Here is a 25,387-nt window from a genome sequence, read left to right as displayed (position 1 = left end):
CTACGCTCCGCCGGAAAAGGTTGCATGTGTCGCCTCGGTCAGCATCTGGGTCAGGTCGCGGCACATATGGGCAAAATCATCGCTCAGGCGGAATGTCTCATCGCGGCGGATGGCCGGGTCGATGTGGTATTCACCAAAGATCCGCCCCGGGTTGGCCGCCATGACGATCACGCGTGAGGACAGGAAAACCGCCTCGTACAGCGAATGCGTGACAAACAGCGTGGTCAGTCCCTTTTCATAGCACAGGCGGGCCATTTCCTCGTCCAGCCGGTTGCGGGAGAATTCGTCCAGCGCGCCAAAAGGCTCGTCCATCAGCAGCAGGTCGGGCTGTGTCACCAGCGCGCGGGCAATGGAGGCGCGCATCTTCATGCCCCCCGACAGCTGTGCGGGATAGTGCCTGAGCACATGCCCCAGCCCGACCTGTTCCAGCGCATCACGGACCAGCGGGCCGGCGGTAGTGGCGGGCATGCGTTCCAGGTCCAGCGGCAGGCGCACGTTATCTTCCATGCACGCCCAAGGCATGAGGGTGGGGTCCTGGAACACGAAGGCCATCCTGTGCCCGGCCGAACCCACATGCGCGAAATCCCGCCCCCACCAGCGCACCTGCCCCGCCGAGGGGGCATGGATGGAGGCGATGACCTTGAGCAGTGTGCTCTTGCCACAGCCCGAAGGCCCGATCAGGCTTATGAACTCCCCCGGCTGGACCGCAAGGTTCACCGGGGCGAGGGCACGGACACCATTGCCAAAAACCTTCTCGACCCCCCACAGGCCGACTATGGGGTCCATCATACGGTCATATCCAGCTTTGATACGAATTCGGTCGTATAGGCCGCGCGCCACGTCGGGGTATCGAGCGCATGGTTGTCACGGACCACGAAGTCATGCAGTTCCGCCCAGCGTGCGTCATTCATGGTACCGATCACGCCGCCCTTTTCCCCCAGTGCCCCGATCCGGCGCAGCGCGGCGCGGGAATAGTCCAGCTGGGCCGCCGACATGGCGGGATTATCGAGAACGATTTCCCTGTCCCCCGCCGCCGGGTCGGCGTACAGGTAATCCTTCCACCCCTGCGCACTGGCGCGAAGGAAGGCCGTCACGTCATCCCCGCGCCGGGCAACGATGTCTTTTGTGGCCAGAAGCACGTTGCCATAGGTGTGGTAGCCCAGATCGGATAGGAGCAGGTAATTGAAGGGAATGTCCTTCTGCGTCGCGGCAAAGGGTTCGGATGTCACGAATGTCTGGATGGCCAGGCGCGGGTTCATGACAAAGGGCTGGATGTTGTAGGTGTAGACACCGGCCTGCCCGTCCGAAAAACCGTAACGCGCGCACAGCCAGGGCCAGAAGGTGGACCGCCCTTCGGTATTGATCAGGATGGGATGCCCCCTGAGCTGTTCGATGGCCGTGATGTCCTTGTGCACCATGAATCCGGTCACGGATTTCTGGAACGACGTGCCGATGGCCACGACCGGCAGGTTCTTCGCGGCGGCCAGCAGCGCCAGTTCCATGCTGCCGATCATGATGTCGGCCTGCCCGCCAAGCAGCAGCTGCATGTTGTTGACCTGCGGGCCACCCATTTTAATGGATACAGGAACCCCCGCCCGTGCATACAGTCCCGCCGCACGGGCCTGATAGAAACCGCCATGCTCGGCCTGTGCGTACCAGTTTGTCAGCAGCCGCAGCGCAGGCTGGTCCGCCGCCGGGGCGGGACGCGCGCGCAGGAATGCGGCGGCGGCACCGGCCGCCAGCACGCTCCGCCTGCCTATGCCGTGTCTGTGCATGTCTTTCCCCATTATGTCCGCAGCCGGTTTCACAACGATAACGGTAGCGTAACATCATAAATTCGTATTGATAAAGCGGTATTTTGAATACGTCGTGTTGCCGAACAGGCATCATGCTGTTCCGTTGCCATCGGGGCGGAAAACGGGATTAATGATGCGATGGCATTACGGATACAGCAGGGCGGGGCGGTGCCCCACGGGAATGATGATGGATCTTGCACTTTTTTTAAACCATGATGCATACATGCTGGCCGATGCCACGCTGCCTGCCGCCGATGGTGGCCTGTTACGCCGCAACCTGGTGATCGAGGACGGGCGCATTGCCGCCATCTCCGAACAGCCCCCCGGTGCGGGGCTGCCGGTGGCGCATCTTGGCGGCGCGATGGTCTGGCCCGCCATGGCGGATATCCATACCCATCTGGACAAGGGGTTCATATGGGACCGCACGCCCAACCCCGATGGGACGTTCATGGGGGCACTTCAGGCCGTCAATCAGGACCGCGAAGCCTACTGGAGCGTGGAAGACGTGCGCCGCCGCATGACCTTCGCGCTGCGCTGCGCCCATGCCCACGGAACCCAGGCGGTACGCACCCATCTGGACACCATGGGCGCGCATGGGCACACCGTGTGGCCCCTGATCCGTGAAATGCAGGCACAGTGGGCCGGGCGGATCGCGCTGCAGGCCGTATCGCTTGCCATGCCGCAATCCTATGCCGGGGATGAGGGGGAGCGCATTGCGCGGGAGGTTGCGGCCACACCGGGCGCGTGTCTTGGCGCGGTGCTCATGCACGACAACGCAACACCCGAACACCTGGAGCGCCTGTTTGCCCTTGCGGAAAAATTCGGCTGCGGGCTGGACCTGCATGTCGATGAAAACAACGTGCGTGGCGGCACCGCCCTGCAGGCCGTGGCCGAAACGGTCATGCGCCGCCGCTTCAGCCTGCCGGTCCTGTGCGGGCACTGCTGCAGCCTGTCGGTGCAGGATGCGCCACGGCAGAAGGAAATCGTGCAAAGTGTTGCGGATGCGGGCATGGGCATTGTCAGCCTGCCCATGTGCAACCTGTACCTGCAGGACCGGCAGCCGGGCCGCACCCCGCTGTGGCGGGGCGTGAGCATGGTGCACGAACTGCATGCGGCGGGGGTGCCGGTCATGTTCGCCAGCGACAACACGCGCGACCCGTTCTATGCCTATGGTGACCTAGACATGGCGGAAGTCTTTTCACAGGCCGTGCGCATCGCGCATCTTGACCATCCGTTTGGCGGGTGGTGGCAGTCGGTTTCGGTCACCCCCGCACGCTGGATGGGGCTGGACACGACGCTGCGGGCCGGCAACCCTGCTGACCTGGTCATTTTCGAAGCGCGCGACATGAACCAGCTTGTCACCCGCCCGGCGGCACCGCGCACTGTCATCCGCCACGGCCGGGTACTCGATGCGCGCGTGCCCGCCTATGCCGAACTGGAACAGCCGGCCCCCTAGCGGGGCCGCGTTCCGTGCCCGACCGATTTCATATTACCGGAAATGGATCCAACATACATGAAACCGATTGCAAGAAGGACACTGCTGGCGGCCACCATGCTGTGCATGCTGCCACTGGCCCCGGCGGGCGCCGCTGGCAGCCAGCCCTCGCTGCTGGTGACAAACGCCTATATATTTTCCATGGGCGATAAATATAAAAAGCCCTTTACCGGCTACATGACCGTTGATGCCGATGGCCGGATCACGTCCATCGCACCGGGCGCGCCAGGTGCCCGCATCCATGCCACCACCACGCTTGATGCGCATGGGCACTGGATCATGCCCGGTTTCATTTCCGCCCACAGCCACCTGTGGCAGGCCGCCTATCGTGGGCTGGCGCAGGACAAGACGCTGCCGGGATGGATCGACGCACTGTATGACAAGACCGCCAGCCGCGCACAGGCGGAAGATTTCTACTGGTTCACGCTTGATGGCGCGCTTGACCACCTGCAGCACGGCGTGACGGCGGCCTACAACTTCAATTACGGCAACCACTGGGGCCAGCCCAAGACCGAACGTGACAACGTGGACCATCAGGAATTCCGCGCGGAAATGGATTCCGGCCTGCGCTTCGTACACGGCATCAACCCCACGGCCGATGCGGCCGACCATTCACTTGATGGCGCGCGCCAGCATCTGCGCGGCTTCATTGACTGGACAAAGGCCCAGCCTGCCAGCACCACGTTCCTGTCCATCATGCTCAACGGCACCGTCGCCTTCCAGGACACGCAGCCCCATGCCCTGTCCGAAGCGATGATGGAGGCGGCGCTGATGAAGGAATTCGGGGTGGGCAACCAGACCCATTACCTTGAACCGCCCGATACCATTGCCGCCGAACAGGCGGTCTTTCCCTATTTTGCCCAGAGCGGGATGATGGGGCCGGGCCTGATCTTTGGCCACTTCATCCACACCACACCCGAAATCCTGGCACAGACGGGCCGGGCCGGGGCCGCCATGTCATGGAACCCGCTTTCCAACGGGCGGCTGGCTTCGGGCACGGCGGATATTCCAACCTACCTGAAGAACGGCATCCGCGTTGGCATGGGTGAGGACGGGGAAGCCAGCGCCGACCTGGCCGACCCGTTCGAGAACATGCGCACCGGGCTGTACGCCATACGTGACAGATACCAGAGTGCCAGCATCATGAGCCCCTATGACGTGCTGCGCCTGCATACGGTGGGCAGTGCCGCCGTGCTGCAGGTATCGGACCGGCTGGGCAGCCTGGAGGCAGGCAAGTTCGCTGACTTCCTGATCATCGATCCCACACATCTTGCCCATGTGTTCGACCCTTACGCCACCCTTGTCCTTGCCGCGTCGGAGCGGGATCTGGAGCAGGTCTATGTTGGCGGCAGGCTGGTGGTGGACCATGGCCGGGTGCTGACACAGGACATCAACACGGTGGAAGCACAGGCCGACCGGCGCGTGGCGGCATCACTGCCCGGCCACCACAGGTAACCCTGCGGGAAAGCGGGGCCACGCGGTGGAGGGTGTGAATTAAAATGCAACAGCGTGTGGCCTTCTTTCTATTTGGCGCAATAGGATCGCATCGGTAACGTTTGCGGGGTTCCTGCACCAGATGTGATGATCCGGTCCCGCCGGCGGCACGGCAAGGCCGTACCAGTGCTGCCGTGGCCCACGGCAGGCGGGGACTGAAATGGAAACGGAAGTATCTGATGGCTGACCAGAGGCGAAGCAGGTTCCCTGCCGGTATGTTTACATCTTTCATGCTGGCGGGTGCCGCCTGCCTGCCCGTGGCCGCGCAGGCGGCCCCGCAGGCGCAGGAGGTCCGCTTCGTTGTCGTGGCCAACTGGGAAAACGGGGCGGATAGCGGCGACGAACCCGGTGAATACCAGAACTGGGTGGAGCGCGAACACCTGGATGAAAAAGTACCCGTCCGTGGCGCGCCCGACGTTGTCCGGCGCAACAAGGCGGGACTGTACGGCATGGTGCTGCGCCATGGGGTGACCGACCTTGCGGCCTTCGTGCTCGACCCGCGCTTCGATTTCCATCACACCTACTGGCTGTTCACGGGTATTTCCGGTGTGGACCCGAACGTGGCATCGGTCGGCAGCGTGGCGTGGGCGCGCTGGGTCGTTGATGGCGATGCCCTGCGCGAAATCGATGACCGCACCATCCCCAAGGACTGGCCCTACGGCCTGTACGCCATTGGGGCCTCACGCCCCAACATGCTGCCCGAGGCACCCAACCATTACGGGTCCGTGACCGACGTGGCGGAACTGACCCGGGCCTATCCCCTCAATCAGGGGCTGGCGCGCTGGGCGTTCGCGCTCAGCCAGAAGGTCAACCTGGCCGATGATCCGGCCATTGCCCTGCGGCGCAGGGCATGGACGGGCTTTGACCAGGCCCGCAAGCCCCCCTTCGTGCTGCTGGGCGAGACGCTGGGCGCGGAGCGCTACTGGCACGGCGCCCCCCGCAACCGCTGGGCACAGGACTGGGTCCGGCTGTGGACGCACGGGCAGGGCCAGTTTGTCATGACGAATGAGGAAAGCCAGACCTACCAGCGCGAAATGCGCACGCTGGCAACTCTTGGCTTTGTTGATCCCGACCGGATCATGGTGCTGCGTTCGGGCAGCAATTTCTCGGTCCCGCCACCGGGCGTGCCGGTGACCCGGTCCATGGGGGACGAGGGACCGGGCCAGTCGCTGGCGTTCGACAACAACGAACGGGCAGGGGAGCCGGTCATTGAGGAAATCCTGACGAACTGGAAGAAATACCGCGACAACATCCCCTCATAAAAACGCGTCAGGGGACCGGGCCGCGTCCCGCAGAGGAGAGAATACCATGATGAACAGCACATCCTCCGCAGGGCGGGCGGGCAGGCGCAGGGCGGGCGCGTGCCTGATCGGTGCGGCCCTTCTGGGCCTGTCCGCGCTGCCGGGCAGGGCGCATGCATGGGGGGTGGAAGGGCACGAGGCCGTTGCCGCCCTGGCGTGGCATTACATGACACCCGACACCCGGACAAAGGTCGATGCCATCCTTGCCACGGATCATGACGCGCTGACCGCGCCCGACTTCATCGCGCGTTCGACATGGGCCGATCACTGGCGCACCACCGGCCACCCGGAAACCGGGGCATGGCACTTCATCAACATGGAAATCGACCACCCCGACATGGCGTCTGCCTGCCAGGCACCGGCACAGGGCGGCGGGCAGGCCTGTGTCACCAGCCAGCTTGAACATTTCGAACACGTCCTGTCCGACCCCGCCACAACGGTGGCGGATCGTGCCGTGGCGCTGAAATATGTCATCCATTTCGTAGGCGACATGCACCAGCCCCTGCACGCGGCCGACCATGAGGACCGTGGCGGCAACTGCGTGCGCATCAGCCTGGGTGGGGCGCGCACCACCAACCTGCACAGCTACTGGGACACGGTGGTGGTAACGGAAATCGACCCCGATGCCCGGCATCTGGCCGACCGGCTGTTTGACCAGATTTCCGTCACGCAGAAGGATGCTTGGCAGGCTGGCACGATCGCGCAATGGGCGATGGACAGCTTCGGCCTGGCAAAAACATACGTGTATGATTTCCACCCGCCTGCGGGATGCTCCACCGATGGCGCGCCCCTGTCGCTGCCCGCCGGGTATGATGCCACGGCACGCGCGATTGCAACCCGGCAACTGGAAAAGGCCGGGGTGCGGTTGGCATTCGTGCTGAACCGCGATCTGGCGGATGTCAGCTTAAAACCCGCACGGTAACACGAACCGGCATTGCGCGCGGGCCTGCGGGCTGGGGCGGGATTTCATGTTTATTTCAAAAAAGGGCAATACGCCGTGATCCTTTTCCAGCACAGCCATCTTTCACGCGGACGTACCCCACCACGGCGCAGGCACCTGCGGTGGGCTCCTGCCTGCGCCGTGGTGGCGGCCTGCCTGTACGGCCAGGCCAGCCCGGCCGGGGCGCAGGAGACCGGACACAGGGATTTCCAGATTGTGGAGAGCGTGCCGGAAGGCGCCCGGTACGGCCAGCCGGGTATCGCCCGCACCAGGGATGTCTGGCTGGACATGATCCGCCATGCCCAGCATACCATTGATGCTGCGGTTTTCTATATTACGGACAAACCCGGCCATGGCATGTCCGACATCCTTGACGCCCTGATACAACGCGCCCGGACGGGTGTGCAGGTGCGTATTGTCGTGGAGCAGTCCTTCCTGAAGGAAACGGGAAGTGTTCTGGAAAAACTGAAGGCGGTGCCCAATGTCACGACCGCCATCCTGCCCGGCCATGCGCTGACCGGCGGCATCCTGCATGCGAAATACATGGTTGTGGACGGCAGCAGCGTATTCGTGGGCAGCCAGAACTGGGACTGGCGCGCGCTGGAACACATTCATGAAATTGGCGCACGGATCGACAATACGCCCATCGCGCGGGATTTTGAATCGGATTTCGGCATGTTGTGGATGCTCGCACAGGGTACGCCACTTGCCGATGCCTATGCCCGGTTTGCGGCAACACCGGATTTTGCACCCGTAACGCAGGCCAGCCCGGTCATCCTGTCCGACGGGTCACAGCCGCTGATCGCCTTCCCCGCCTTCAGCCCGGCGGCCATGATGCCGGCCATGCTCACGACCGAGGACCGGGCGCTGGTGGACATGATCCATGGCGCCCGCAAGACCCTGCGCCTGCAGGTCCTGACCATGAGCGCGTTCAACCATTACGGCGCGCATGGCTACTGGCCCGTGCTGGATACGGCCCTGCGGGACGCGGCCGCGCGGGGGGTGGAGACGCAGGTCATCGTGTCGCACTGGGCGCTGTCCGAACCGATGCAGTCCTATCTCAAGTCACTGGCGGTCCTGCCGCATGTGTCGGTCAAATTCAGCACGGTTCCCGACGTGCCGGGTATAAAGATACCCTATGCCCGGGTTGAACACTGCAAATACGCGGTTGCGGATGATGATGCGGTCTATATCGGCACAGGCAACTGGGAACCCAGCTATTTCACCACATCGGTCAACGCGGCCATTTTCGTGCATGGCGCGTCGCCCGCACGCGACCTGAACGCCATTTTCATGCATGACTGGACCGGGCCGTACGTAACGCCGCTGGAAGCCGGCAGAACCTACGCCATGCCCGGACGCGACTGACCGGATGCAGGGGCGGGCGTGATGATACGGAAACAGGAACAATTGCAATCAGGTGATGACATGCATGGACGGACGGTGATGCGCGGTCTTTTCACGGCGGCGCTTGTCGCCACCATGGGCATGCCGCCCGCATGGGCGGGGGATGCGGCGACGCCTGTGGTCAGGGCGCCAGCGGGCATGGTCTCGGGCATAACACGGGACAATGCCGACCTGTTCCTTGGCGTGCCATTCGCGCCGCCGCCGGTGGGACAGGGCAGGTGGCAGGTTTCAGCACCGCTGGCATCCTTTCCTGCCCCCGTCCAGGCGACAGCTGCGCATCAGGGCTGTTCGGCCCCGCTCAGCGCCGATGCGGACGAGACGGTGAACGAGGACTGCCTCTACCTGAACATCTACCGCCCGGCGGGCGTGGACGCGCATGCCCGCCTGCCGGTCACCATCTTCATTCACGGGGGCGGCAACCAGACCGGCACGCCCACCATCTATGACGGGACGGCATTTGCCACCCGCACCCGTTCCATCGTGGTCATTCCCACCTACCGGCTGGGGGTTTTCGGTTTTCTTGCCCTTGGCGGCACGCAGGCACGGCCACAGGGCGATCTGGCGCTGAGCGATATCATATCGGCACTGAAGTGGACCCGCACCAATATCGCGGCATTCGGGGGGGATGCGACAGGCATGACCGTGGCGGGGGAATCCGCCGGGGCGGCAGACATATGCGACGTAATTGTTGCCCCGGCGGCCCACGGGCTGGTCACGCAGGCCATCATGCAAAGCGGGTTCTGTCCCGGCCGCCCGTCCCGCGCGGTGATGGAAGGCATCGGGACGGCAACGGCACAGGCGGCAGGCTGTACGGGGCCTGACCCGCTGGCGTGCCTGAAGCGCCTGCCAACGCAAACCCTGCTTTCGGCATGGGACAAAGTATGGCAGCAGCCCACCGTCACCCTGAAGGATGGCAGCACCGTTTCCCGCCCGCTCTTTCCCATCACGCCGTCTGGCGCGGCACTGCAGCCCCGCCCGGTAGATGAGGCAATCCGCGCGGGGGCGACGGGAAGCATCCCCGTTCTTATCGGCTTCAACCACGATGAACTGCGGTCATTCCTGGCGGGTTACTATCCGCTTTCCCCCGCGCGTTACCATGCGTTGCTGAAACAGGATTATGCTGGCCTTGCGGCGGAGCTGCTGAAGGAATACCCCCTGGTTGCGGGGCAGGACCCGGCCTATGCCCTTGCCGCCCTGCGCACCGACCAGATGTTCATCTGCCCCGCGCTGCGCGCGGCCGCCATGCTGGATGGCCAGGCCCATGTCGCCGTTTACGAATTCGCGGACCAGACCGCGCCGCGCTTCCGTTCGCTTGCCATGAAACTGCCCGAAGTGCCGGGGTTTGACCGGGGCGCATCCCATACGGCGGAACTGCCTTACCTGTTTGGTTACAAATCCGTTGCGGGGCCACTATCTTCCGCGCAGCAGGTCCTGTCCGCACGGATGATGGATATGTGGGCCACATTCGGCCGGTCGGGCACGACCGCGCCCTGGCCCGCCTGGTCCACGCACAACCCCGAGGTGACGGTACTGGCCCTGCCAGCCAACGGGGGCATCCGGGTGGACCACGATGTGGCGGCCCGTCATCATTGTGGCTTCTGGGACCAGCATCCCACCATTCCCGACAGCCTGTTCCCCTGAAACAGGATTTAAAAGATAACCTGATGGTAAAAACATAATAAAAGTTTTTGGATGTCGCCTTTTTTCAAAAAGGCGACATCTCCCGCAGCTTGCCGGAAAAACTATTCAGGCGACGATGTAGCCGGCCATGTAGGTATGTGGAAGCGGGCAGGGCAGTCATCCTGCACGTCCGGCGAGGGCAGGAAACCGGATGCGGCGGGAAAACGCCCCAGTCCCTTCGGGTCCAGCGTGAACCACAGCTGCGCCAGCACCGATCGGCCCTGCGCATCCGTGTTGCAGCGGAACTGCAGGCCCCGCTGCGGCAGGGGACCATAGGCTTTTTCAAACCAGCCGAGCACGTCAGCCTTGTTGATGTCCTGACCCGCATCGTGTTCGAGTTCACGGCCGACCGGCCCTTCGGCAAAACGGTCACGCAACGTGCTGGCAACCGTAAAGAAACGTTCGGCATTCATGCCGAAGCACTGCACATGCTTGGTGTATTCATGCACGACAAGGCTGGAGCGGGTATGGGCCACCGTGGCCGACAGCCGTTTTGCCAGCGCGGGGGACAATTGGGGTGGTGTATCATCATGCTGGTAGATGTCACACCCCTTTATCCACCACAGCGTCACGGGCAGGCCATCGCGTACCAGGTCGGCGGGGCGGGAAGCCCACAGCCCATGCAGCCCGACCAGCGGGGTATGCGGCTGGTCGGGCTGGCAGGTCGTGCCATGCTGGTCCGTGCAGAAACCGGGCTGCCATGTCAGCGCAAGGGTGTAATGCCCGAAATCCCCATGCTGGACCACGGGTATCGACAGCGCATCGGTGCGAGCCGCAGGCGGCGTATGGGCGCACCCGGCCATAAGGCACACGGCGGAGGCAAGCGTGGCCAGCTTCAGGCCACGCAGAAGGGTAAGGGCACGGTGCGGCATGCAGGATCATTTCCCCGTGGAAGGCAGGTTGAGGGCACCCGTCAGGTCACCCAGCGGGTGCCCGGTGGCGGCCTGTATGGCACGATCGCGTACCGTCAGCCCATCCAGCGGACGAAGGTGGAAACGTTCGGTCAGGAATTTCAGGATGGATGTCGTATCCTGCACCGTATGGTCCACGTAACCGCGACGGGCAAAGGGCGAGACGATGATAGCGGGAATGCGCGATCCCGGCCCCCACCTGTCTCCTGCCGGGGGGGCGACATGGTCCCACAGGCCGCCATTTTCGTCATAGGTCACGATCACCAGCATGTGCGGCCACTGGGGGCTTTTCTCCAGATGTTCGATCAGATCGGCGATATGACGGTCCCCTGACTGGATATCGGCATAGCCGGAATGTTCGTTCAGGTTGCCCTGCGGTTTGTAGAACGCGACCTGTGGCAGGCTGCCGTGGTCAATCGCGTCGATGAACCCGGCACCCGCTAGGCCGCCATCCAGAAGATGCGCCTGCCGCGCCTGCGTGCCGGGGGCGTAGTTCAGGTAATAGTTGTAGGGCTGGTGATGGTACTGGAAATCGGGGGCGGGGTAATGGTTGCCGTGGTCAAGCACATCCTGCCATGCCCCTGCGTACCATGCCCATGTAATGCCGCGTTCGCTCAGCCGGTCGCCAATCGTGGCTTCGGTCTGAGGGGGGAGGGTTGTCGCCACGGTCGGATCGGCAAAGCGCGTGTCCTGCCCGGTTGCCGCCGGGTTGCCACTGGGCTGGTAAGCGGGCTGCATGGTGTTCACGGCATGGAAATCGGGGGTCAGGTTGCCATCACGCACGAATTTGGGCACGCCTTCCAGCGCGGAACGGGGGGAATTGGGCGCAACCACCAGCGCCCTGCCACCCGCATCGACAACCGAGATGACCGGATGCGCGGGACTGGTGTCGGCCTGCGGGTAATAGGGCGCGCAGGCGCAGGCCAGCCACTGGTGATTGAGGAACGACCCGCCGAAAGCCCCCATGAAGAAATGGTCCGCCATCGTGTACTTGCGTGCGACCTGCCACATCCGCATGGCCGAACCGTCCCAGTAACTCATGGGCATGGCACCGGAATCCGCCCATGCCACGAACATGTCGTTGCGGCCGCCATTGATCTGCATCTGGTTTTCATAAAACCGGTGCCACAGGTCATGCGTCAGGGTACTGAGCGGCACGTTGAAGCCGTGGGGGTCATCCACGCGGAAGGGCTGGTTGGGCAGGTGGGCGCTCATCGCCTGTGTCACGGCATCCGGCACGCCGCGCCCGGTCAGCCCGCCCCATACGGGGGGCAGTTCACGCATGATGCTGCCATCACGGTCACGCTGGGCAAAGCGGGCGGGCGGCTGGCCCGCAAAGGTGTCGGCACCGGGAAAGCCGTTGTACAGGTTATCAAAGGAACGGTTCTCGGCAAAAATGACCACCACATTCCTGATCTGGTCAATCGGCGCGGGTGTGGCGGCATGGAGCGGCCCGGCCAGCATGGTGCATGCAAGGGCCGGGGCCAGCAGGCCACGGGCAGAACGTCGTGCCCCGCCGCACGCCATGAACCGGAGGGATTGGAAAGTGGTGCGTCCTGGCATGGTATCCCGACCTGCTGAATGAATTATGTCATGCAAGCCCGGATCATAACGGGAAACAAACAGAAAGCGCAAACGCGCGGGACTGCGCCACCGGGCGCATGATGCATTCCGTTTGCCGCCGGTCCGTGCCATGCTGGGGCACGGACCTTTTTTTCAGGACAGACCCATCCGGGCAGGCATTTCCTTGTTCATGCAGACCTTGTCAGACACCCCATCATCCCGTGCGCTGCACCATCAGATTGCCCAGCACCTGAGCGGCAGGATCGGCCGCGAGGATGGCTATCACGACAGGCTGCCCTCCGAGGCGGCCCTGTGCCGGATCTACAGTGTCAGCCGCGTGACCATCCGCCATGCGCTGCGGCATCTGGAAAATGCCGGACTGGTCTGCCGCCGGCAGGGCAGGGGCACGTTTGTCGTCCCACCCGCGGACAGGAATCCCCCCGCCCATCCCGTCGTGGGGCTGAGTGACATCCTGCAGGCACGCGGCATGGCCGTGGTGACGGAACTGCTGGCGTTTGGCCTCGAACCCGCACCGCCCGAAGTGGCGCGGACCCTGAACCTGGACGATGCCCGCGCATTGCTGATGCGGCGGCGCTACCTGATCGATGCCGTGCCGGTTGCGGTGACGGAGGTGTATTATCCACCTGCCTTCCGGGCATTCGTGTCCGAAAACGACGCCCGCATCCATTCCTCCCCCCGGCTCATGACGGAGCATATCGGCCTGCGTCTGGGCCGCACCCACCTGACGGTGGATGTGATCGAGGCACAGCCGGCCCTGGCAGCCGAACTGGCCATGGCACAGGGCAGCCCGGTCATGGTCATGCGCCGCGTGACCTGTGATGACGCGGGGGTTGCGTGCGAACACAGTACGCTGCTGGCACGGCCGGGCATTGCGCGCTTCTCCATCACCGCGCATGGCGGCAGCCTGCCCGATACCGATTTCATTCCCCGTGACCCATGGCCCCCCGCCGGGTGAGCGGGCGCGACATTCGGTTATTGATTGTTGCCCGGAACGAATATAAGACAAGTTGATACAAGTTGCGCGCCACCATGGCGCGCACCACGGGCGCCGGAGTTCTGATGAAGCCAAATCTGCTGGAACGCCTGTTTCACCTGCGGGCTGCCGGAACCACGGCTGGCCGGGAAGTGGTGGCCGGTCTGGGCACGTTCGCGGCCATGGTCTACTGCGTTGCGGTCAATCCCGCCATCATGAGCAACGCGGGCATGGACCGCGCCAGCGAACTGACGGCAACCTGCCTTATCGCCATCATCGCATCCGCCACGATGGGGCTGCTGGCCAACCTGCCGCTGGGTCTTGCGCCAGCCATCGGTTCGAACGTGGTGTTCGCCGTGGTCATGGTTCAGCAGATGGGCGTGCCATGGCCCGCGGCGCTGGCCATCGTCTGCTTCACCGGCATCGTGTTCATGATCCTGACCGTAACAGGGGTGCGTGAACGCATGGCCGACGGCATGCCCGACTGCCTGCGCGTGGGCATCCAGATCGCGGTCGGGCTGACCATCCTGTTCATCGGGCTGCGCAATGCCGGTTTCGTGGTGGGCAACCACACCACGCTTGTCACCATGGGCGCGCTGTCCAGCCCCGCCGTGATGCTGACCTTTGCCGGGCTGATCCTTACTCCCGCCCTTGTGGCCGCGGGCGTGCCCGGCGCGCTGATCATCTCGATCATGGCCCTGACCCTTGCGGGCCTGTTCGTGCCTGACGGGCACGGGGGTACGATCACCCACTGGCCCACGCGCGTGTTCGCCATGCCCGTCTGGCCATCGGCCACGGCGTTCCACCTTGATCCGGGCTATATTTTCCACAACTTCTTCTACGTCCTGCCTGTCATCATCTTTTTCCTGTGCACGGAACTGTTCGGCACGCTGGCCAACCTGCTGGGCATTGCCAGTGCCGGGAGCATGCTGCGCCCCGACGGGTCCGTTCCCAATGCCACGCGCGCCTTTGCCGCTGATGCGGCGGGGACGATCCTGGGGCCGGTGCTGGGCACGGCGGTGGTGGCGGTCTATCTGGAATCCGTGATCGGGGTGCAGATGGGCGGGCGCACCGGGCTGGTGGCCGTGGTCATCGCATTCGGGTTTGTGGCCGCACTTTTCCTGTGGCCCCTGTTCATGATCATTCCGCCACAGGCCACGACACCGGCGCTGGTCATGGTGGGAATCCTGATGTTCGGTGCCATATCCCGGCTGGACCTGAAGGATATGACGCAGGCCGTGCCCGCCATCATGACCTTCATGTTCGCGGTGCTGACCAGCAACCTGCTCAACGGCATGGCCTTTGGCACGTTTTCCTACATCGTCATGAACATCGCCGCCGGGCGCTGGCGCGGCGTCAGCCCCACGGCCTGGGGGCTGGGCGCGGTCATGACGGTCTTTTTCATCGTCAGCATGGGCATGCATCACTGATGGCGGCCATGCGGTACATATATCCATCATTCCAGCACGAAGGAACAAGACACATGCATTCACCCTATCCCGACCTGAATGATCCCGCACTGCGGGACCGGGCCGTACGGGCGGCACAGGGGCAGGAAGCCTTCGACATGCTGCTGGTCAACGGCCGCGTGGCCGATGTGGCGACGGGTGAAATCCGCGATGCGGATATCGGCCTGACGGGACCGCTGATCGCCAGTGTCCATCCGCGCGGCACCTTTCACGACGCCGGGCAGGTCATTGACCTGGGCGGACGCATCGTGGCACCCGGACTGATCGATTCACACCTGCACATCGAAAGTTCAATGGTCACGCCGCGCAGCTATGCCGGCGTGGTGGTGCCGCAGGGCACGACCACCATCTGCTGGGACCCGCATGAAGTCGGCAATGTAGGCGGGCTGGAGGCGGTGCGATGGGCCATAGCCGCCGCACGCGGGCTGCCGCTGCGCATTATCGTGCTGGCACCGTCATGCGTGCCGTCCGCGCCCGGACTGGAACGTTCAGGCGCGGTGTTTGACGGCACCGCCATGGAGGAAATGCTGTCCTGGCCGGAAGTGCGCGGCGTGGCCGAGATCATGGACATGCGTGGCGTGCTGGCGCGCAGCCCGCTCATGCGCGGCATCACGCAGGCGGGGCTGGAAAGCGGCAAGCTGGTCTGTGGCCATGCGCGTGACCTGGCGGGCAGGGGGCTGCAGGGCTTCCTTGCCGCGGGCATTGAATCCGACCACGAGATTACCAGCGAAGCCGACCTGCTGGAAAAGATCCGCGCGGGCATGACGATCGAACTGCGCGTCTCGCACGAGGACATCCTGCCGCAGGCGGTCGCCCTGTTTGGCAAGCTGGGCCATGTGCCCCAGACCGTGACCCTGTGCACGGACGACATCTTCCCCGATGACCTGGTCAGCCGTGGCGGCATGGCCTACATGCTGCGCCGGCTGGTGCAGATCGGGCTGGACCCGGTGCAGGCGCTGCGGGCGGCGACGCTCAACACCGCCATGCGGCTGCAGCGCCGTGACCTGGGCCTTGTGGCACCGGGGCGGCGGGCCGATCTGGTGGTATTTGATGACCTGAAGGAATTCCGGGCACATCATGTTTTCGCATCCGGCCGCCATGTGGCGGAAGATGGCGCGCTGTGCGAGCCGCTGCGGCCCGACCCCGTTGCCGCCCCCACCGAGACCATGAAGCTTGCACTGACCACGGAGCAGTCCTTCCACATCCCCGCAACCGGCACCCACGCCCGCGTGCGCACCGTGGCCGTACCCCGCACCACCCGATGGGGTGAGCGCGAGGTCGCGGTGCGCGACGGCCATGTCGTCATTCCCGAAGACGCGGCACTCATGGCCGTATTCAACCGCTATGGTGCGTCCGACGTGCCGGGACTGGGCATTCTGGAAGGCTGGGGCGAATGGTCGGGTGCGGTGGCAACCACCGTGCTGCATGACAGCCACAACCTGGCCGTGATCGGCCGGGGGGAAGCGGACATGATGCTGGCCGCCAATACCCTGATCCGCTCGGGCGGGGGCATGGTGGCCGTGCGTGACGGCAGGGTGCTGGCGCATCTGGAACTGCCGGTCTGCGGCCTGCTTTCAGCATCGGACCCGCAGGAAGTGGCGCGGCAGTTCAAGGCCGTGCGTGATGCCTGTGCGTCCGTCACGACGTGGGATGGTCATACCGCCGTCATCAAGCTCATGATCGGGGCCAGCCTTGCCTGCAACCCCGGCCCGCATGTAACCGATATGGGCATTACATCCGGAATGACCGGGGAGGTGGTGACGGACTGCGTGCTGGCCTGAAGCAGGCCGGGAAACACCCGGTAGTCATAAGAAAGTTTTTGGTGAAGCTTTTTTCAAAAAACTTCGAAGACCGTCGCCTTTTTGAAAAAAGGCGACACCCAAAAACTTTTATTATTTTTTATCAACCGTATTCTACAGCCGCAGGGCCTGCCAGACAGGCAGAGTGGTCAGGTCGGGGATGGTAAAGTCCAGCCCGACCCGCCTGCTGGCGGCATGCACCGTGTTGGCCAGCAGGAAGCCGGTCGTCATCGGGCCGACACCATCAGGGACGGCCGTAACGGCGGCGGCATGGTCCGCCACCGCAGCCGCGTCAATATCCCCCACCACGTCCGGCCTGCCCGATGGATCGGCATTGATGCCGATATCAACCAGCACCGCGCCGGGGGAAACCCATGTGGCATCCACCAGCCCGGCATGGCCCGCCGCCGCAAAAACGACCTGTGCACGGCGGGCATGGGCGGCGATGTCACGGGTCTGGATATGCAGCACATCCACCGTCGCCCCCCGGTCCAGCAGTTGCAGCGCCAGCGGCCGGCCCACGCTGGCCGAGGCGCCGATCACCGCGCAGTTCATGCCACGCAGGTCACGTAGCATTCCTTCCGCCAGCGTTACCGCCGCCGTGGCCGTGCAGGGCAGGTAAAGCGGGTTCCCCGTCATGAGCCGCCCCAGATTGAGCGGATGCTGGCAGTCCACATCCCTGTCCGGGTCCATGCACGCCATGGCCTGCGGCATGGCCAACCCGGCGGGCAGTGGCAGCAGGATAAGAATGCCATCAATGTCAGGTGCTGCCGAAAGGGCGCTGACCTGCGCGCGCATCCCCGAGGCACCGTCCGTCCGGGCCGCCACGGGCACTTCATGGCAGGCAATGCCGGCCTGTGCTGCGGCGGCGCGGATGCGTGTGGCATAGGCAGCGCTTCCCGCGTTTTCAACCGCGCGGAGAATGGCCAGTCCGGGTGCGCGGCCCACGGCCTGCGCCACCCGCCCGGACAGCGGGCGCAGCACCCCGAGGAAGGCATCCAGCAGCGGACGGGAATCAATGATACGGGCCATGATCGGCTGCTCCTACAGCGCCATGGCAATATAGCGGGCGCATTTCTGCAGGTTCGGCACGATCACGTCCAGCAGGTGATCCGTGCCATACCGCCCGTTGGGATAGACAATGCCCAGCGCCCCCACCGCAGCATCCGTATCCAGCCCGAAGGCAGGCACGGCAATGGCGCAGAACCCCTTGCCATCCGTATCGGGAACATGGGCGAAGCCCCGCGCCCGGATGGTGGCAAGGCCTTGGTCCGTGCCCGGCCCGTCCTGCACCGACAGGTCGGGCGCATGGCGGAAGGCAAGGGTCGCCTGCCCCATGGCGGTTGCCGTCAGCGGCAGGCTGCTGCCAATGGTATAGCCCGCCGTCTCGATCTTGGCGGAAGTCGGGGCATGGACGACATAGACCAGTTCCCGCCCGGACAGCAGCGCAAGCGAGATCGGTTCACCCAGCGCAAGGGATTCCCCGTGCAGGACCGGACCGACCAGCCGGCCGATCGAACGGCTCTGCAGGAAACCAAGGCCAAGCTTGAGAACCAGCGGCGTCAGCATGTAGCGCGTACCGTCCGCCGTGACATATCCCGCCATTTCCAGCGTACGGACCAGACGCCGCGTGGCGGCGCGGGTGTAGTCCAGCCTGCGGGCAAGATCGGCCACCGTCATGCCTTTTCCATCTGCATCGAATGCACGCAGCAGGGCCAGGCCCCTGGCAAAGGTAAGGGATATTTCACTATCGGCTTCGGTCATGGTGATCCGTCGGGGCAGGAGAAGGATGGTGGACCATGCAGCGGGCCACCGCACGAATGATGCGCTCTGGCAATAATATCTTGCACGGACAGTGCATGCCTGACTAACATAAATCAATAACGAACGATCGTTCGAATATCGAACATTTTATCCCATCATGTCTGTCAGGCCGCGCCATGAAAGTCCACGTCATCTATGCCCATCCCCTTGCGGACAGTTTCAGCGCCGCCCTGCACGAACTGGCGATAAAATCGCTCAGGCAGGCCGGGCATGAGGTGGATGACCTTGATCTTTACCGCGAACGGTTCAATCCGGTCCTGAGCGCGCTGGACCGCGAAATCTACCATGATCCCGCCATCAACCAGAAATACGTGGCCAATTACGTCCAGCGCCTGCAGGCTGCCGATGCGCTTGTGCTGTGCCACCCGGTCTGGAACTTTGGCTGGCCCGCCATCCTGAAAGGGTATTTCGACCGCGTTTTCCTGCCCGAGGTATCATTCAGGCTGGTCAATGGCGTGCTGTCCCCCGGCTTTTCCAACATCCGCCGCGTCTCGACCATCACCACCTATGGCTCCCCCCGGCACAGGGCGTTCATGCTGGGTGATCCACCGCGCAAGAACGGCACCCGTTTCCTGCGCGCGGTCATGAACCGCCGGGTGCGGGTGGACTATCTGGCCTTGTACAACATGAACAATACCACACCGGACTCACGCGCCCGCTTCATGAAGCGGGTCAGGAAGACCATGCTGGCTTACTGATCACACCCGGATGGCGGTACAATCATGGCAACCCTGTTCAACCTTGACCTGACCGTGGCACGACTGATGGACAGCGCCCGCACGCGCGCGGCGGCACTTGCGCGCCGGGGCATCCGGCCGGCACTTGCGCTGCTCAGTGTCGGGGCGGATGCGCACAGCCGCCTCTATATTTCCCGCAAGGTGGCGAACTGCCACGAAGCGGGCATCCATGTGGATGCGCTTGACCTGCCGCCCGTTACCGGGCAGGCGGCGCTGCTGGCCCATATTGCCCGGCTGAATGCCGATCCACGCCATCACGGCATCATGGTCCAGTTGCCGCTGCCGCCCCATCTGGACGAACGGGCCATATGCCGCGCCATTGCCGTGCACAAGGATGTGGACGGTCTGCATCCATGCAACGTCATGGCGCTGCATGACGCAACACCTGGCATCATGGCCTGCACCGTGCGGGGCATTGCCCATCTCCTGGCCGCAAGCAATCCCCACATGGCGGGGCTGCGGGTCACCATCATCGGGCGGGGCGAACTGGTCGGGCTGCCGGCGGCGCTGCTGCTGGGGGGCAGGAGCGTGCATGGCAATGCCGATGTCACGATCCTGCATACGCATTCACGCAATCTGGCGGACAGCACGCGGCAGGCGGATATCGTGATCGCGGCTGCGGGCGTGCCCGGCCTGCTTGCCCCTGACATGCTGCGCCCCGGCGCGACCGTGATCGGGGTTGGCATGACATGGCATGACGGACAGGTAAGGGGAGACCTGTCCGCCAGCATGATGGCGCATGATGGCTGGATCACCCCGCCTGACACCAGTTTTGGCGGCATGACCCGCATGATGCTCCTTCACAACATCCTTGACGTGGCGGGTGCCGATGCCTGATCCCCGGTTCCCCGCCACCATGGCCGGCACTACCCGCCAGCTGGTGCATGACAGCACCATCGAGATGACGCCCGCCCATGTCGGCACGACACGGCAGCGGCCGGCTGCCCTGTCGCCGGGCGCCACCGTATTCATCACATGGCTTCCTGGCCTGCCATTCGGGCAGACACTCGCGGCCTGCCACAGGGTGCGGGAGTGGGGGTGCGTGCCCGTGCCGCATCTTGCCGCCCGCGCCATAACCGATCTTCCCATGCTGCGGATGATCGGGCAGGCCGTGACAGGGGAACTGCGCACCGACAGGGTCCTGCTTGTCGCGGGCGGCAGCCCGAAACCCGCAGGCTGTTTTGCCGACACGCTTGCCCTGCTGGAGACGCGCGTGCTGCAGGAAAGCGGCATACGCCACATATACGTGGCCGGACACCCCGAAGGCGCGCCGGTCATGCAACCCGGAGAGGCGCTGTCCTTCCTGCAAAGGAAACAGGAAATCGGCCAGCGGGACAGCCTTGACATCCGTATCGTAAGCCAGCTGTGCTTTGACCCGGCCCCGCTGCTGGAATGGGAGCGGCACCTGCGCCGCAACGGCATTGCGCTGCCGGTGCATGTGGGGCTGCCGGGCCTTGTCTCCCCACGCATGCTGATGCGCTACGGCCTGAAATGCGGGGTCGGGCCATCGCTGCAGTTCCTGAAGGGGCAGCGCCACCGACTGCATCGCTGGTTCTGGCCCATGCCCCCCGAACGGATGATCCAGCCGGTAGCGCGGGCAATGGGCGACATTCCGGGCTGCCTGTTCCGGGGGCTTCACTTCTTCCCCTTCGGGGCCGTGGCGCGCACGCTGGCCTGGCGGGAAGCCTGCGGCAGGCCGTAGGCGCCACGCCACCGAAGGGGCATGACAGCATAATTCATTTTCAATACGTTACGTTATCATCCTAACCTCCTTCCTTCATTCGCTCAGCCGGGATACACCCCATGTCCGATCCACGTTCTTTCCTCGTGTCCTTTCTGGCATGCTGCGCCACCGCGATAGGCACGTCTGCCTTGGCGGCAGCCCCGGCCACGCCCCTGCCGCCTGCGGGCAGTCCGTATGGCGATGGCGGGGTCAGCGCGTTTTATGAAACCGATGGCGTGACGCTGCCTGCCCCCGGCACCATGATCCGCACCGAGGAACTGAACACGCCCCATCTGCCAGATGGAACCGCGCGCGCCATCCGCACGCTGTACAGCGCGACAGACGGGATGGCAGAAGGCACGCCCGTTGCCGTTTCGGGCCAGATCCTGCTGCCACCGGGCAAGGTCCCCCGGCATGGATGGCCGATTATTGCATGGGAACACGGCACGACCGGGGTGGCGGATGTGTGCGCGCCATCGTGGCGGGGATATTCATCGCGCGACCGGGCCTATCTGGCGCACTGGCTTGCCGCCGGTTTCGCCATTGTTGCCACGGACTATCAGGGACTGGGGACGAAAGGGCCGCATCCCTACCTGCTTTACCGTCCCGAAGGGTACAGCGTGCTGGCTGGCCTGCAGGCGGCGCTGAAACAGTTCCCCACGCTGCTGCGCAACAGGATCGTGCTGGTGGGGCAGTCACAGGGTTCGGGGGCAGCGCTGGGAGCGGCGTGGCTTGCCCCCGCCCATGCCCCGGAGCTGGATATCCTGGGCGTGGTGGCGACGGGGGTCGTGGCGGACTTTCACGTTCCGGCCAATGCGGCACACAACCCCATTCCCGCCGTTTATACCGACCCGACGCAGATGGATTCCGCCTTTGCCATGCTGCGGGTGGAAGGGACCGACCAGAGCCTGAACCCGACACGCGACGCCAGCACCGTCCTGACCCCCACTGGCCGGGATTACGCGCGGCAGGCCCACATGTCATGCCTGCATGGCCTGTTCGATTACGCGGCGAAGAAGCATATTTCCTCTCCCGCCCTGTTTAACGCGAAGCTGGCCGATTACGAAAAGGACCATGACGCGGCATTCCAGATCCCCGATGGCCATATCAGCGTGCCCGTGTTTGTCGGCACCGGACTTGCGGATGGGGAAGCCGGAACGGCGGGACAGTACAACGCCGTGGCCGCCATGTGCGACGCGGGCACGACGGTAAGCTGGCACGAATATGCCGGGCTGACCCATAACGGGGCGGTCAATGTATCGGTGCGGGATTCCCTGCCATTCGTAAAGCGCCTGATGAAGGGAAAGCACATCGCCAGCACCTGCGCCACGCTTGCGCTCCCTGGCCCCATCCAGCAGGCGACACCGGGCATTCCCTGGAACAACTGAATGAAGGCGTATGGTCATGACCCGGGGCAAGACATTCACGATCGGCCTGATTCTGATCATTTACATCTACGCCGCCGCCTCGATGGCGGTAGTGGGCATGGTTGTGCCCTTTATCGGCACCATATCGGGCATCCAGCATGTATCGCCTGCCGTGGTGGGCAAGGGCCTGTCCTTCTTTTCGCTGCCCGCCGCGATCCTGTCCTTCATGTTTGGCATGACGGTGGACCTGATTGGTGTGCGCAAAAGTTTTGTCCTGTCCATTATCCTGACCGTGGCGGGCGATGCGCTGCTGATGAGCGCGCGTGATGTCTGGCCATTCCGCATCGGGCTGATGCTGACGGGGTGCGGGTTTGCTTATGCCACCACCACATCCCCCGCGCTGCTGATGAAATACCTGCCGCCGGATATCCGTTCACGCGCGCTGGCTTTCTGGTCCACCTTCGCACCGGCGGGCTATTCCGCAGGGCTGCTGCTGGTGGTACCGTTCCTGCATGATGGCAACTGGGCCATGGCATGCCTGTTCCATATCGGCCTGATGGTGGCGGCCCTGATGGCGGGCGGGGCGTTCCTTATGCGCCTGCACGACGGGGAACCGGCCCGGAATGCCCCGACCACGGCGGAAGGGGCAGCAGCGCGCCCGGCCTTTTCACGGGTGCTGACGCTGGCATTGAGCGTGGCGCTGCCCAATGCCGTGGCCTACGGCACCAGTCTTGTCGCGCCAGCCTACCTGGCCCGTGTCCATGCCATAAGCCTTGGTACGACATCGACCGAAGTGGCCCTGATCAAGATTGTCGTCATGCTGCTGGGGGGCGGGCTGATCAGCCTGCTGGCCAGCACGCAGCAGCGCGCGCTTGTGCTCTTTGCCGTCATGGCCGTGGTGGGGGCGGGGGCGCAGTTCATGCTGTTCTTCCCACCCTCGGGCATCGTCCTTGCCTCGGTCGGCCTGTTTTTATGGATGTTCGCCTATAGCAGCCTCAGCGGCAGCGCCATGTCCCTGCTGCCCGCCGTGGCCGGAAGCGGCAATGCACGCGGTGTGGTGTCAGGCATTGTGGGACAGTTCATATCGGTCTCGTCCGTGGTGGTCCCCTCGCTTTACTTTTCCATCGCGGCATGGACCGACTATGTCCTGTTTGCCGTCCTGGCCCTGTCATCGGCCACGCTTCTGCTTTTCCTGACCCGCCGCGCCCTGCGCCAGCCCCGTGCCGTTGCCTGACAGGGTGGACCGGCCCTGTCATACCTGTGGGGAAACGACCGGACTGCCTATTTATCATTCACGTAAATGCATGTTTTTTATGCATTTTTTATTTATGATCCGACAGTTTTCTCCTGAGCTTCATTTGCCCTTGCGGAAAAAGCAACATCGTGTTGTCTGCATTCCCGATTGGAAACAGCCGACATGCATGGCATATCATCAACAGACAACAACATCCTGGAAAACCGGTTACCTGATGTCCTTCTTTTCGTCACGCAATGCCCGATACCGCCTGTGCGGCCTGTTCCTGGCCCTGGCCTGTGGCATGCCGGTATGTTCGGGACTTGCGGCGGAAAACCGCAAGGTCATCATTGATGATGACGACAGCCTTTCCCTGGCGGAAGCAACGCTGCTGAAGGCGCCGGGGGTGGATGTGCTGGGCATTACGGTTGCAAGTGGCAACCGCTGGCGTGATGATGAAATCAACCGCATGCTGCGCGGGCTGGAAATCCTGCACCGGACCGACGTGCCCGTGGTGCCGGGGGCGATCTATCCGCTGATCAATTCGGAAAAACTGACGGAGAAGTGGGAAAGCCTGTACGGCAGGCTGATCTGGAAAGGGGCATGGATGAAGCAGTGGGTGGAACCCACCAACCAGCCAGCCCCGAATTACCATGCGCCCGATGTCGTACCGACACCGGCCGATGGCAATGCCACGACAAAGCCGTCAAAGGAAATCGCGGCCAACTTCCTGATCCGCATGGTCCATGCCTATCCGGGGCAGGTCACGATCCTGGCCGCGGGGGCCATGACCAACCTGGCGCTGGCGCAGCGGCTTGATCCGGAATTCGCCTCCCTGGCCAAAGAACTGGTCTACATGGGCGGCAGCCTGAACCCGCATCAGCAGCTTTCCACCGTGGCCGCCGGGCAGTACGCGCGTGAGTTTGTCAATTCCCCACGCCGTGAATTCAACCTGCGCTTCGACCCCGAGGCCGCCAGCATCGTCATGCACGCCCCGTGGCATAAGATCACCATGGTACCGTCCGACCCCGCCACGGCAACGGAACTCAGCGCCGATTTCCTGCATCGCATCGCGTCCCGCAATGCCGATATCAGCAGGCTTGTCGCGCACTGGCAGCCCGGTTCCCCCATGTGGGATGAAATTGCGGCAACCGTCTGGCTCAACCCGCAGATCGTGACCAGGTCCGACCAGCTTTACGTTGATATCAACACGCAGTTTGGCGCCGGATACGGGGATACGCTTTCCTGGTCGCCCGGATATCAGCCTGATCTGGATGAACAGAAGGAAACGGTGGTGGAAACCATCAACCCCACGGCCCTTCTGGCAACGATGGAACAGATCCTGGGCCGCCCGTAAGCGGCGCAGGATTTCTAACTGTGCCAAAACAGACACAGTGTGACACAGATCTTGCGCCATTCTGTTATTACGACAGAGCCGTCAATACGTAATACATCCGAAATATATGTTTTCGCATGTATGTAATTTTTAAAATGCCGTCGCATTCCGTAAATTTTTACAGAATATAAAGCCAGAATCTATTGCAATGCCACTCCGGGGGACGTACATAAAACGGGCACAGATATACGCTAAGGATTATCGGTGATTGTGATGGCTTGCCGGAGCGGGCGGAGTTTCCCTTCCGGGATGCCGGC

The 25,387-nt window shown here is 63.6% G+C and carries 21 protein-coding genes; 15 read left to right on the top strand and 6 right to left on the bottom strand.

The features are described 5' to 3' along the window. Entirely contained in the window at positions 1–789 is a 789-nt protein-coding gene (locus CFR78_RS13315) for an ABC transporter ATP-binding protein (RefSeq protein ID WP_034931335.1), read from the bottom strand. Then, positions 786–1,775, bottom strand: a complete 990-nt coding sequence (locus CFR78_RS13310; RefSeq protein ID WP_034931379.1) for an ABC transporter substrate-binding protein — start codon at positions 1,773–1,775, stop codon at positions 786–788. The genes CFR78_RS13315 and CFR78_RS13310 overlap by 4 nt, the downstream gene beginning before the upstream one ends. 244 nt (positions 1,776–2,019) lie before the next feature. Between CFR78_RS13310 and CFR78_RS13305 the strand changes: the two genes are divergently transcribed. The 6 genes from CFR78_RS13305 to CFR78_RS13280 all read left to right on the top strand — a co-directional run bounded on the left by CFR78_RS13305 (position 2,020) and on the right by CFR78_RS13280 (position 10,074). Continuing rightward, entirely contained in the window at positions 2,020–3,252 is a 1,233-nt protein-coding gene (locus CFR78_RS13305; protein WP_240471418.1) for a cytosine deaminase, read from the top strand. Between the two features lie 57 nt (positions 3,253–3,309). After that, the gene (locus CFR78_RS13300; protein ID WP_007398653.1) at positions 3,310–4,746 is read left to right on the top strand and encodes an amidohydrolase family protein; all 1,437 of its coding nucleotides are present in this window, start codon (positions 3,310–3,312) and stop codon (positions 4,744–4,746) included. Positions 4,747–4,964: 218 nt separating this feature from the next. Next, positions 4,965–6,047 carry a purine-nucleoside phosphorylase gene (locus CFR78_RS13295; RefSeq protein ID WP_034931337.1) on the top strand — a complete coding sequence of 361 codons (1,083 nt, stop codon included), beginning with the start codon at positions 4,965–4,967 and terminating at the stop codon, positions 6,045–6,047. A 46-nt stretch (positions 6,048–6,093) separates the two neighbouring features. Next, positions 6,094–7,008 carry a S1/P1 nuclease gene (locus CFR78_RS13290; RefSeq protein ID WP_034931339.1) on the top strand — a complete coding sequence of 305 codons (915 nt, stop codon included), beginning with the start codon at positions 6,094–6,096 and terminating at the stop codon, positions 7,006–7,008. Between the two features lie 75 nt (positions 7,009–7,083). Continuing rightward, positions 7,084–8,394 (top strand): phospholipase D-like domain-containing protein, encoded by a 1,311-nt coding sequence (locus tag CFR78_RS13285; protein ID WP_258366135.1) that lies wholly within the window; start codon positions 7,084–7,086, stop codon positions 8,392–8,394. Between the two features lie 78 nt (positions 8,395–8,472). Further along, positions 8,473–10,074, top strand: coding sequence for a carboxylesterase/lipase family protein (locus CFR78_RS13280; protein ID WP_240471421.1), 1,602 nt, complete (start codon positions 8,473–8,475; stop codon positions 10,072–10,074). Between the two features lie 101 nt (positions 10,075–10,175). Here CFR78_RS13280 and CFR78_RS13275 read toward each other — a convergent pair whose 3' ends face one another. Together CFR78_RS13275 and CFR78_RS13270 are read right to left on the bottom strand one after the other, a co-directional pair. Further along, complete coding sequence (locus CFR78_RS13275) at positions 10,176–10,985, bottom strand: ribonuclease T2 family protein (RefSeq protein WP_051672089.1); 810 nt, start codon at positions 10,983–10,985, stop codon at positions 10,176–10,178. Between the two features lie 6 nt (positions 10,986–10,991). Next, complete coding sequence (locus CFR78_RS13270; protein WP_371440446.1) at positions 10,992–12,488, bottom strand: acid phosphatase; 1,497 nt, start codon at positions 12,486–12,488, stop codon at positions 10,992–10,994. Between the two features lie 289 nt (positions 12,489–12,777). Between CFR78_RS13270 and CFR78_RS13265 the strand changes: the two genes are divergently transcribed. The 3 genes from CFR78_RS13265 (at position 12,778) to CFR78_RS13255 (ending at position 16,831) form a co-directional block, all read left to right on the top strand. After that, the gene (locus CFR78_RS13265) at positions 12,778–13,563 is read left to right on the top strand and encodes a GntR family transcriptional regulator (RefSeq protein WP_034931391.1); all 786 of its coding nucleotides are present in this window, start codon (positions 12,778–12,780) and stop codon (positions 13,561–13,563) included. A 104-nt stretch (positions 13,564–13,667) separates the two neighbouring features. Then, positions 13,668–15,011, top strand: coding sequence for an NCS2 family permease (locus CFR78_RS13260; protein WP_110581255.1), 1,344 nt, complete (start codon positions 13,668–13,670; stop codon positions 15,009–15,011). A 53-nt stretch (positions 15,012–15,064) separates the two neighbouring features. Next, positions 15,065–16,831, top strand: coding sequence for an adenine deaminase (locus CFR78_RS13255; protein WP_034931344.1), 1,767 nt, complete (start codon positions 15,065–15,067; stop codon positions 16,829–16,831). A gap of 132 nt (positions 16,832–16,963) precedes the next feature. Here CFR78_RS13255 and CFR78_RS13250 read toward each other — a convergent pair whose 3' ends face one another. Together CFR78_RS13250 and CFR78_RS13245 are read right to left on the bottom strand one after the other, a co-directional pair. Further along, positions 16,964–17,881: a tetrahydrofolate dehydrogenase/cyclohydrolase catalytic domain-containing protein gene (locus tag CFR78_RS13250; protein WP_034931346.1), complete on the bottom strand. Its 918-nt coding sequence runs from the start codon at positions 17,879–17,881 to the stop codon at positions 16,964–16,966. 12 nt (positions 17,882–17,893) lie between these two features. Beyond that, positions 17,894–18,613 carry an IclR family transcriptional regulator gene (locus CFR78_RS13245; protein WP_034931349.1) on the bottom strand — a complete coding sequence of 240 codons (720 nt, stop codon included), beginning with the start codon at positions 18,611–18,613 and terminating at the stop codon, positions 17,894–17,896. 176 nt (positions 18,614–18,789) lie between these two features. Here CFR78_RS13245 and CFR78_RS13240 point away from each other — a divergent pair, with 176 nt between their 5' ends. From CFR78_RS13240 to CFR78_RS13215, 6 genes are all read left to right on the top strand, one after another. Continuing rightward, positions 18,790–19,371 (top strand): NAD(P)H-dependent oxidoreductase, encoded by a 582-nt coding sequence (locus tag CFR78_RS13240; RefSeq protein WP_007398668.1) that lies wholly within the window; start codon positions 18,790–18,792, stop codon positions 19,369–19,371. 24 nt (positions 19,372–19,395) lie between these two features. Beyond that, positions 19,396–20,247, top strand: coding sequence for a bifunctional 5,10-methylenetetrahydrofolate dehydrogenase/5,10-methenyltetrahydrofolate cyclohydrolase (locus CFR78_RS13235; protein WP_051672090.1), 852 nt, complete (start codon positions 19,396–19,398; stop codon positions 20,245–20,247). Continuing rightward, on the top strand, positions 20,240–21,112 hold the full coding sequence (locus CFR78_RS13230) for a methylenetetrahydrofolate reductase (protein WP_051672092.1): 873 nt from the start codon (positions 20,240–20,242) through the stop codon (positions 21,110–21,112). The genes CFR78_RS13235 and CFR78_RS13230 overlap by 8 nt, the downstream gene beginning before the upstream one ends. A gap of 101 nt (positions 21,113–21,213) precedes the next feature. Further along, positions 21,214–22,521, top strand: coding sequence for a lipase family protein (locus CFR78_RS13225; protein WP_034931354.1), 1,308 nt, complete (start codon positions 21,214–21,216; stop codon positions 22,519–22,521). 16 nt (positions 22,522–22,537) lie between these two features. Then, positions 22,538–23,734, top strand: a complete 1,197-nt coding sequence (locus CFR78_RS13220) for an MFS transporter (protein WP_240471422.1) — start codon at positions 22,538–22,540, stop codon at positions 23,732–23,734. A gap of 235 nt (positions 23,735–23,969) precedes the next feature. Then, the gene (locus tag CFR78_RS13215) at positions 23,970–25,091 is read left to right on the top strand and encodes a nucleoside hydrolase (protein WP_034931359.1); all 1,122 of its coding nucleotides are present in this window, start codon (positions 23,970–23,972) and stop codon (positions 25,089–25,091) included. Positions 25,092–25,387 lie beyond the last annotated feature (296 nt).

The sequence above is a fragment of the Komagataeibacter rhaeticus genome, assembly GCF_003207855.1.
Lineage (GTDB): Bacteria > Pseudomonadota > Alphaproteobacteria > Acetobacterales > Acetobacteraceae > Komagataeibacter > Komagataeibacter rhaeticus.
This window is presented reverse-complemented; position numbering and strand designations above follow the sequence as displayed.

Coding starts and splice junctions, on each gene's coding strand:
- CFR78_RS13315 (WP_034931335.1), bottom strand. CDS start 789: ATGATGGACCCCATAGTCGGCCTGTGGGGGGTCGAGAAGGTTTTTGGC.
- CFR78_RS13310 (WP_034931379.1), bottom strand. CDS start 1,775: ATGCACAGACACGGCATAGGCAGGCGGAGCGTGCTGGCGGCCGGTGCC.
- CFR78_RS13305 (WP_240471418.1), top strand. CDS start 2,020: ATGCTGGCCGATGCCACGCTGCCTGCCGCCGATGGTGGCCTGTTACGC.
- CFR78_RS13300 (WP_007398653.1), top strand. CDS start 3,310: ATGAAACCGATTGCAAGAAGGACACTGCTGGCGGCCACCATGCTGTGC.
- CFR78_RS13295 (WP_034931337.1), top strand. CDS start 4,965: ATGGCTGACCAGAGGCGAAGCAGGTTCCCTGCCGGTATGTTTACATCT.
- CFR78_RS13290 (WP_034931339.1), top strand. CDS start 6,094: ATGATGAACAGCACATCCTCCGCAGGGCGGGCGGGCAGGCGCAGGGCG.
- CFR78_RS13280 (WP_240471421.1), top strand. CDS start 8,473: ATGCGCGGTCTTTTCACGGCGGCGCTTGTCGCCACCATGGGCATGCCG.
- CFR78_RS13275 (WP_051672089.1), bottom strand. CDS start 10,985: ATGCCGCACCGTGCCCTTACCCTTCTGCGTGGCCTGAAGCTGGCCACG.
- CFR78_RS13270 (WP_371440446.1), bottom strand. CDS start 12,488: ATGCTGGCCGGGCCGCTCCATGCCGCCACACCCGCGCCGATTGACCAG.
- CFR78_RS13265 (WP_034931391.1), top strand. CDS start 12,778: ATGCAGACCTTGTCAGACACCCCATCATCCCGTGCGCTGCACCATCAG.
- CFR78_RS13260 (WP_110581255.1), top strand. CDS start 13,668: ATGAAGCCAAATCTGCTGGAACGCCTGTTTCACCTGCGGGCTGCCGGA.
- CFR78_RS13255 (WP_034931344.1), top strand. CDS start 15,065: ATGCATTCACCCTATCCCGACCTGAATGATCCCGCACTGCGGGACCGG.
- CFR78_RS13250 (WP_034931346.1), bottom strand. CDS start 17,881: ATGGCCCGTATCATTGATTCCCGTCCGCTGCTGGATGCCTTCCTCGGG.
- CFR78_RS13245 (WP_034931349.1), bottom strand. CDS start 18,613: ATGACCGAAGCCGATAGTGAAATATCCCTTACCTTTGCCAGGGGCCTG.
- CFR78_RS13240 (WP_007398668.1), top strand. CDS start 18,790: ATGAAAGTCCACGTCATCTATGCCCATCCCCTTGCGGACAGTTTCAGC.
- CFR78_RS13235 (WP_051672090.1), top strand. CDS start 19,396: ATGGCAACCCTGTTCAACCTTGACCTGACCGTGGCACGACTGATGGAC.
- CFR78_RS13230 (WP_051672092.1), top strand. CDS start 20,240: ATGCCTGATCCCCGGTTCCCCGCCACCATGGCCGGCACTACCCGCCAG.
- CFR78_RS13225 (WP_034931354.1), top strand. CDS start 21,214: ATGTCCGATCCACGTTCTTTCCTCGTGTCCTTTCTGGCATGCTGCGCC.
- CFR78_RS13220 (WP_240471422.1), top strand. CDS start 22,538: ATGACCCGGGGCAAGACATTCACGATCGGCCTGATTCTGATCATTTAC.
- CFR78_RS13215 (WP_034931359.1), top strand. CDS start 23,970: ATGTCCTTCTTTTCGTCACGCAATGCCCGATACCGCCTGTGCGGCCTG.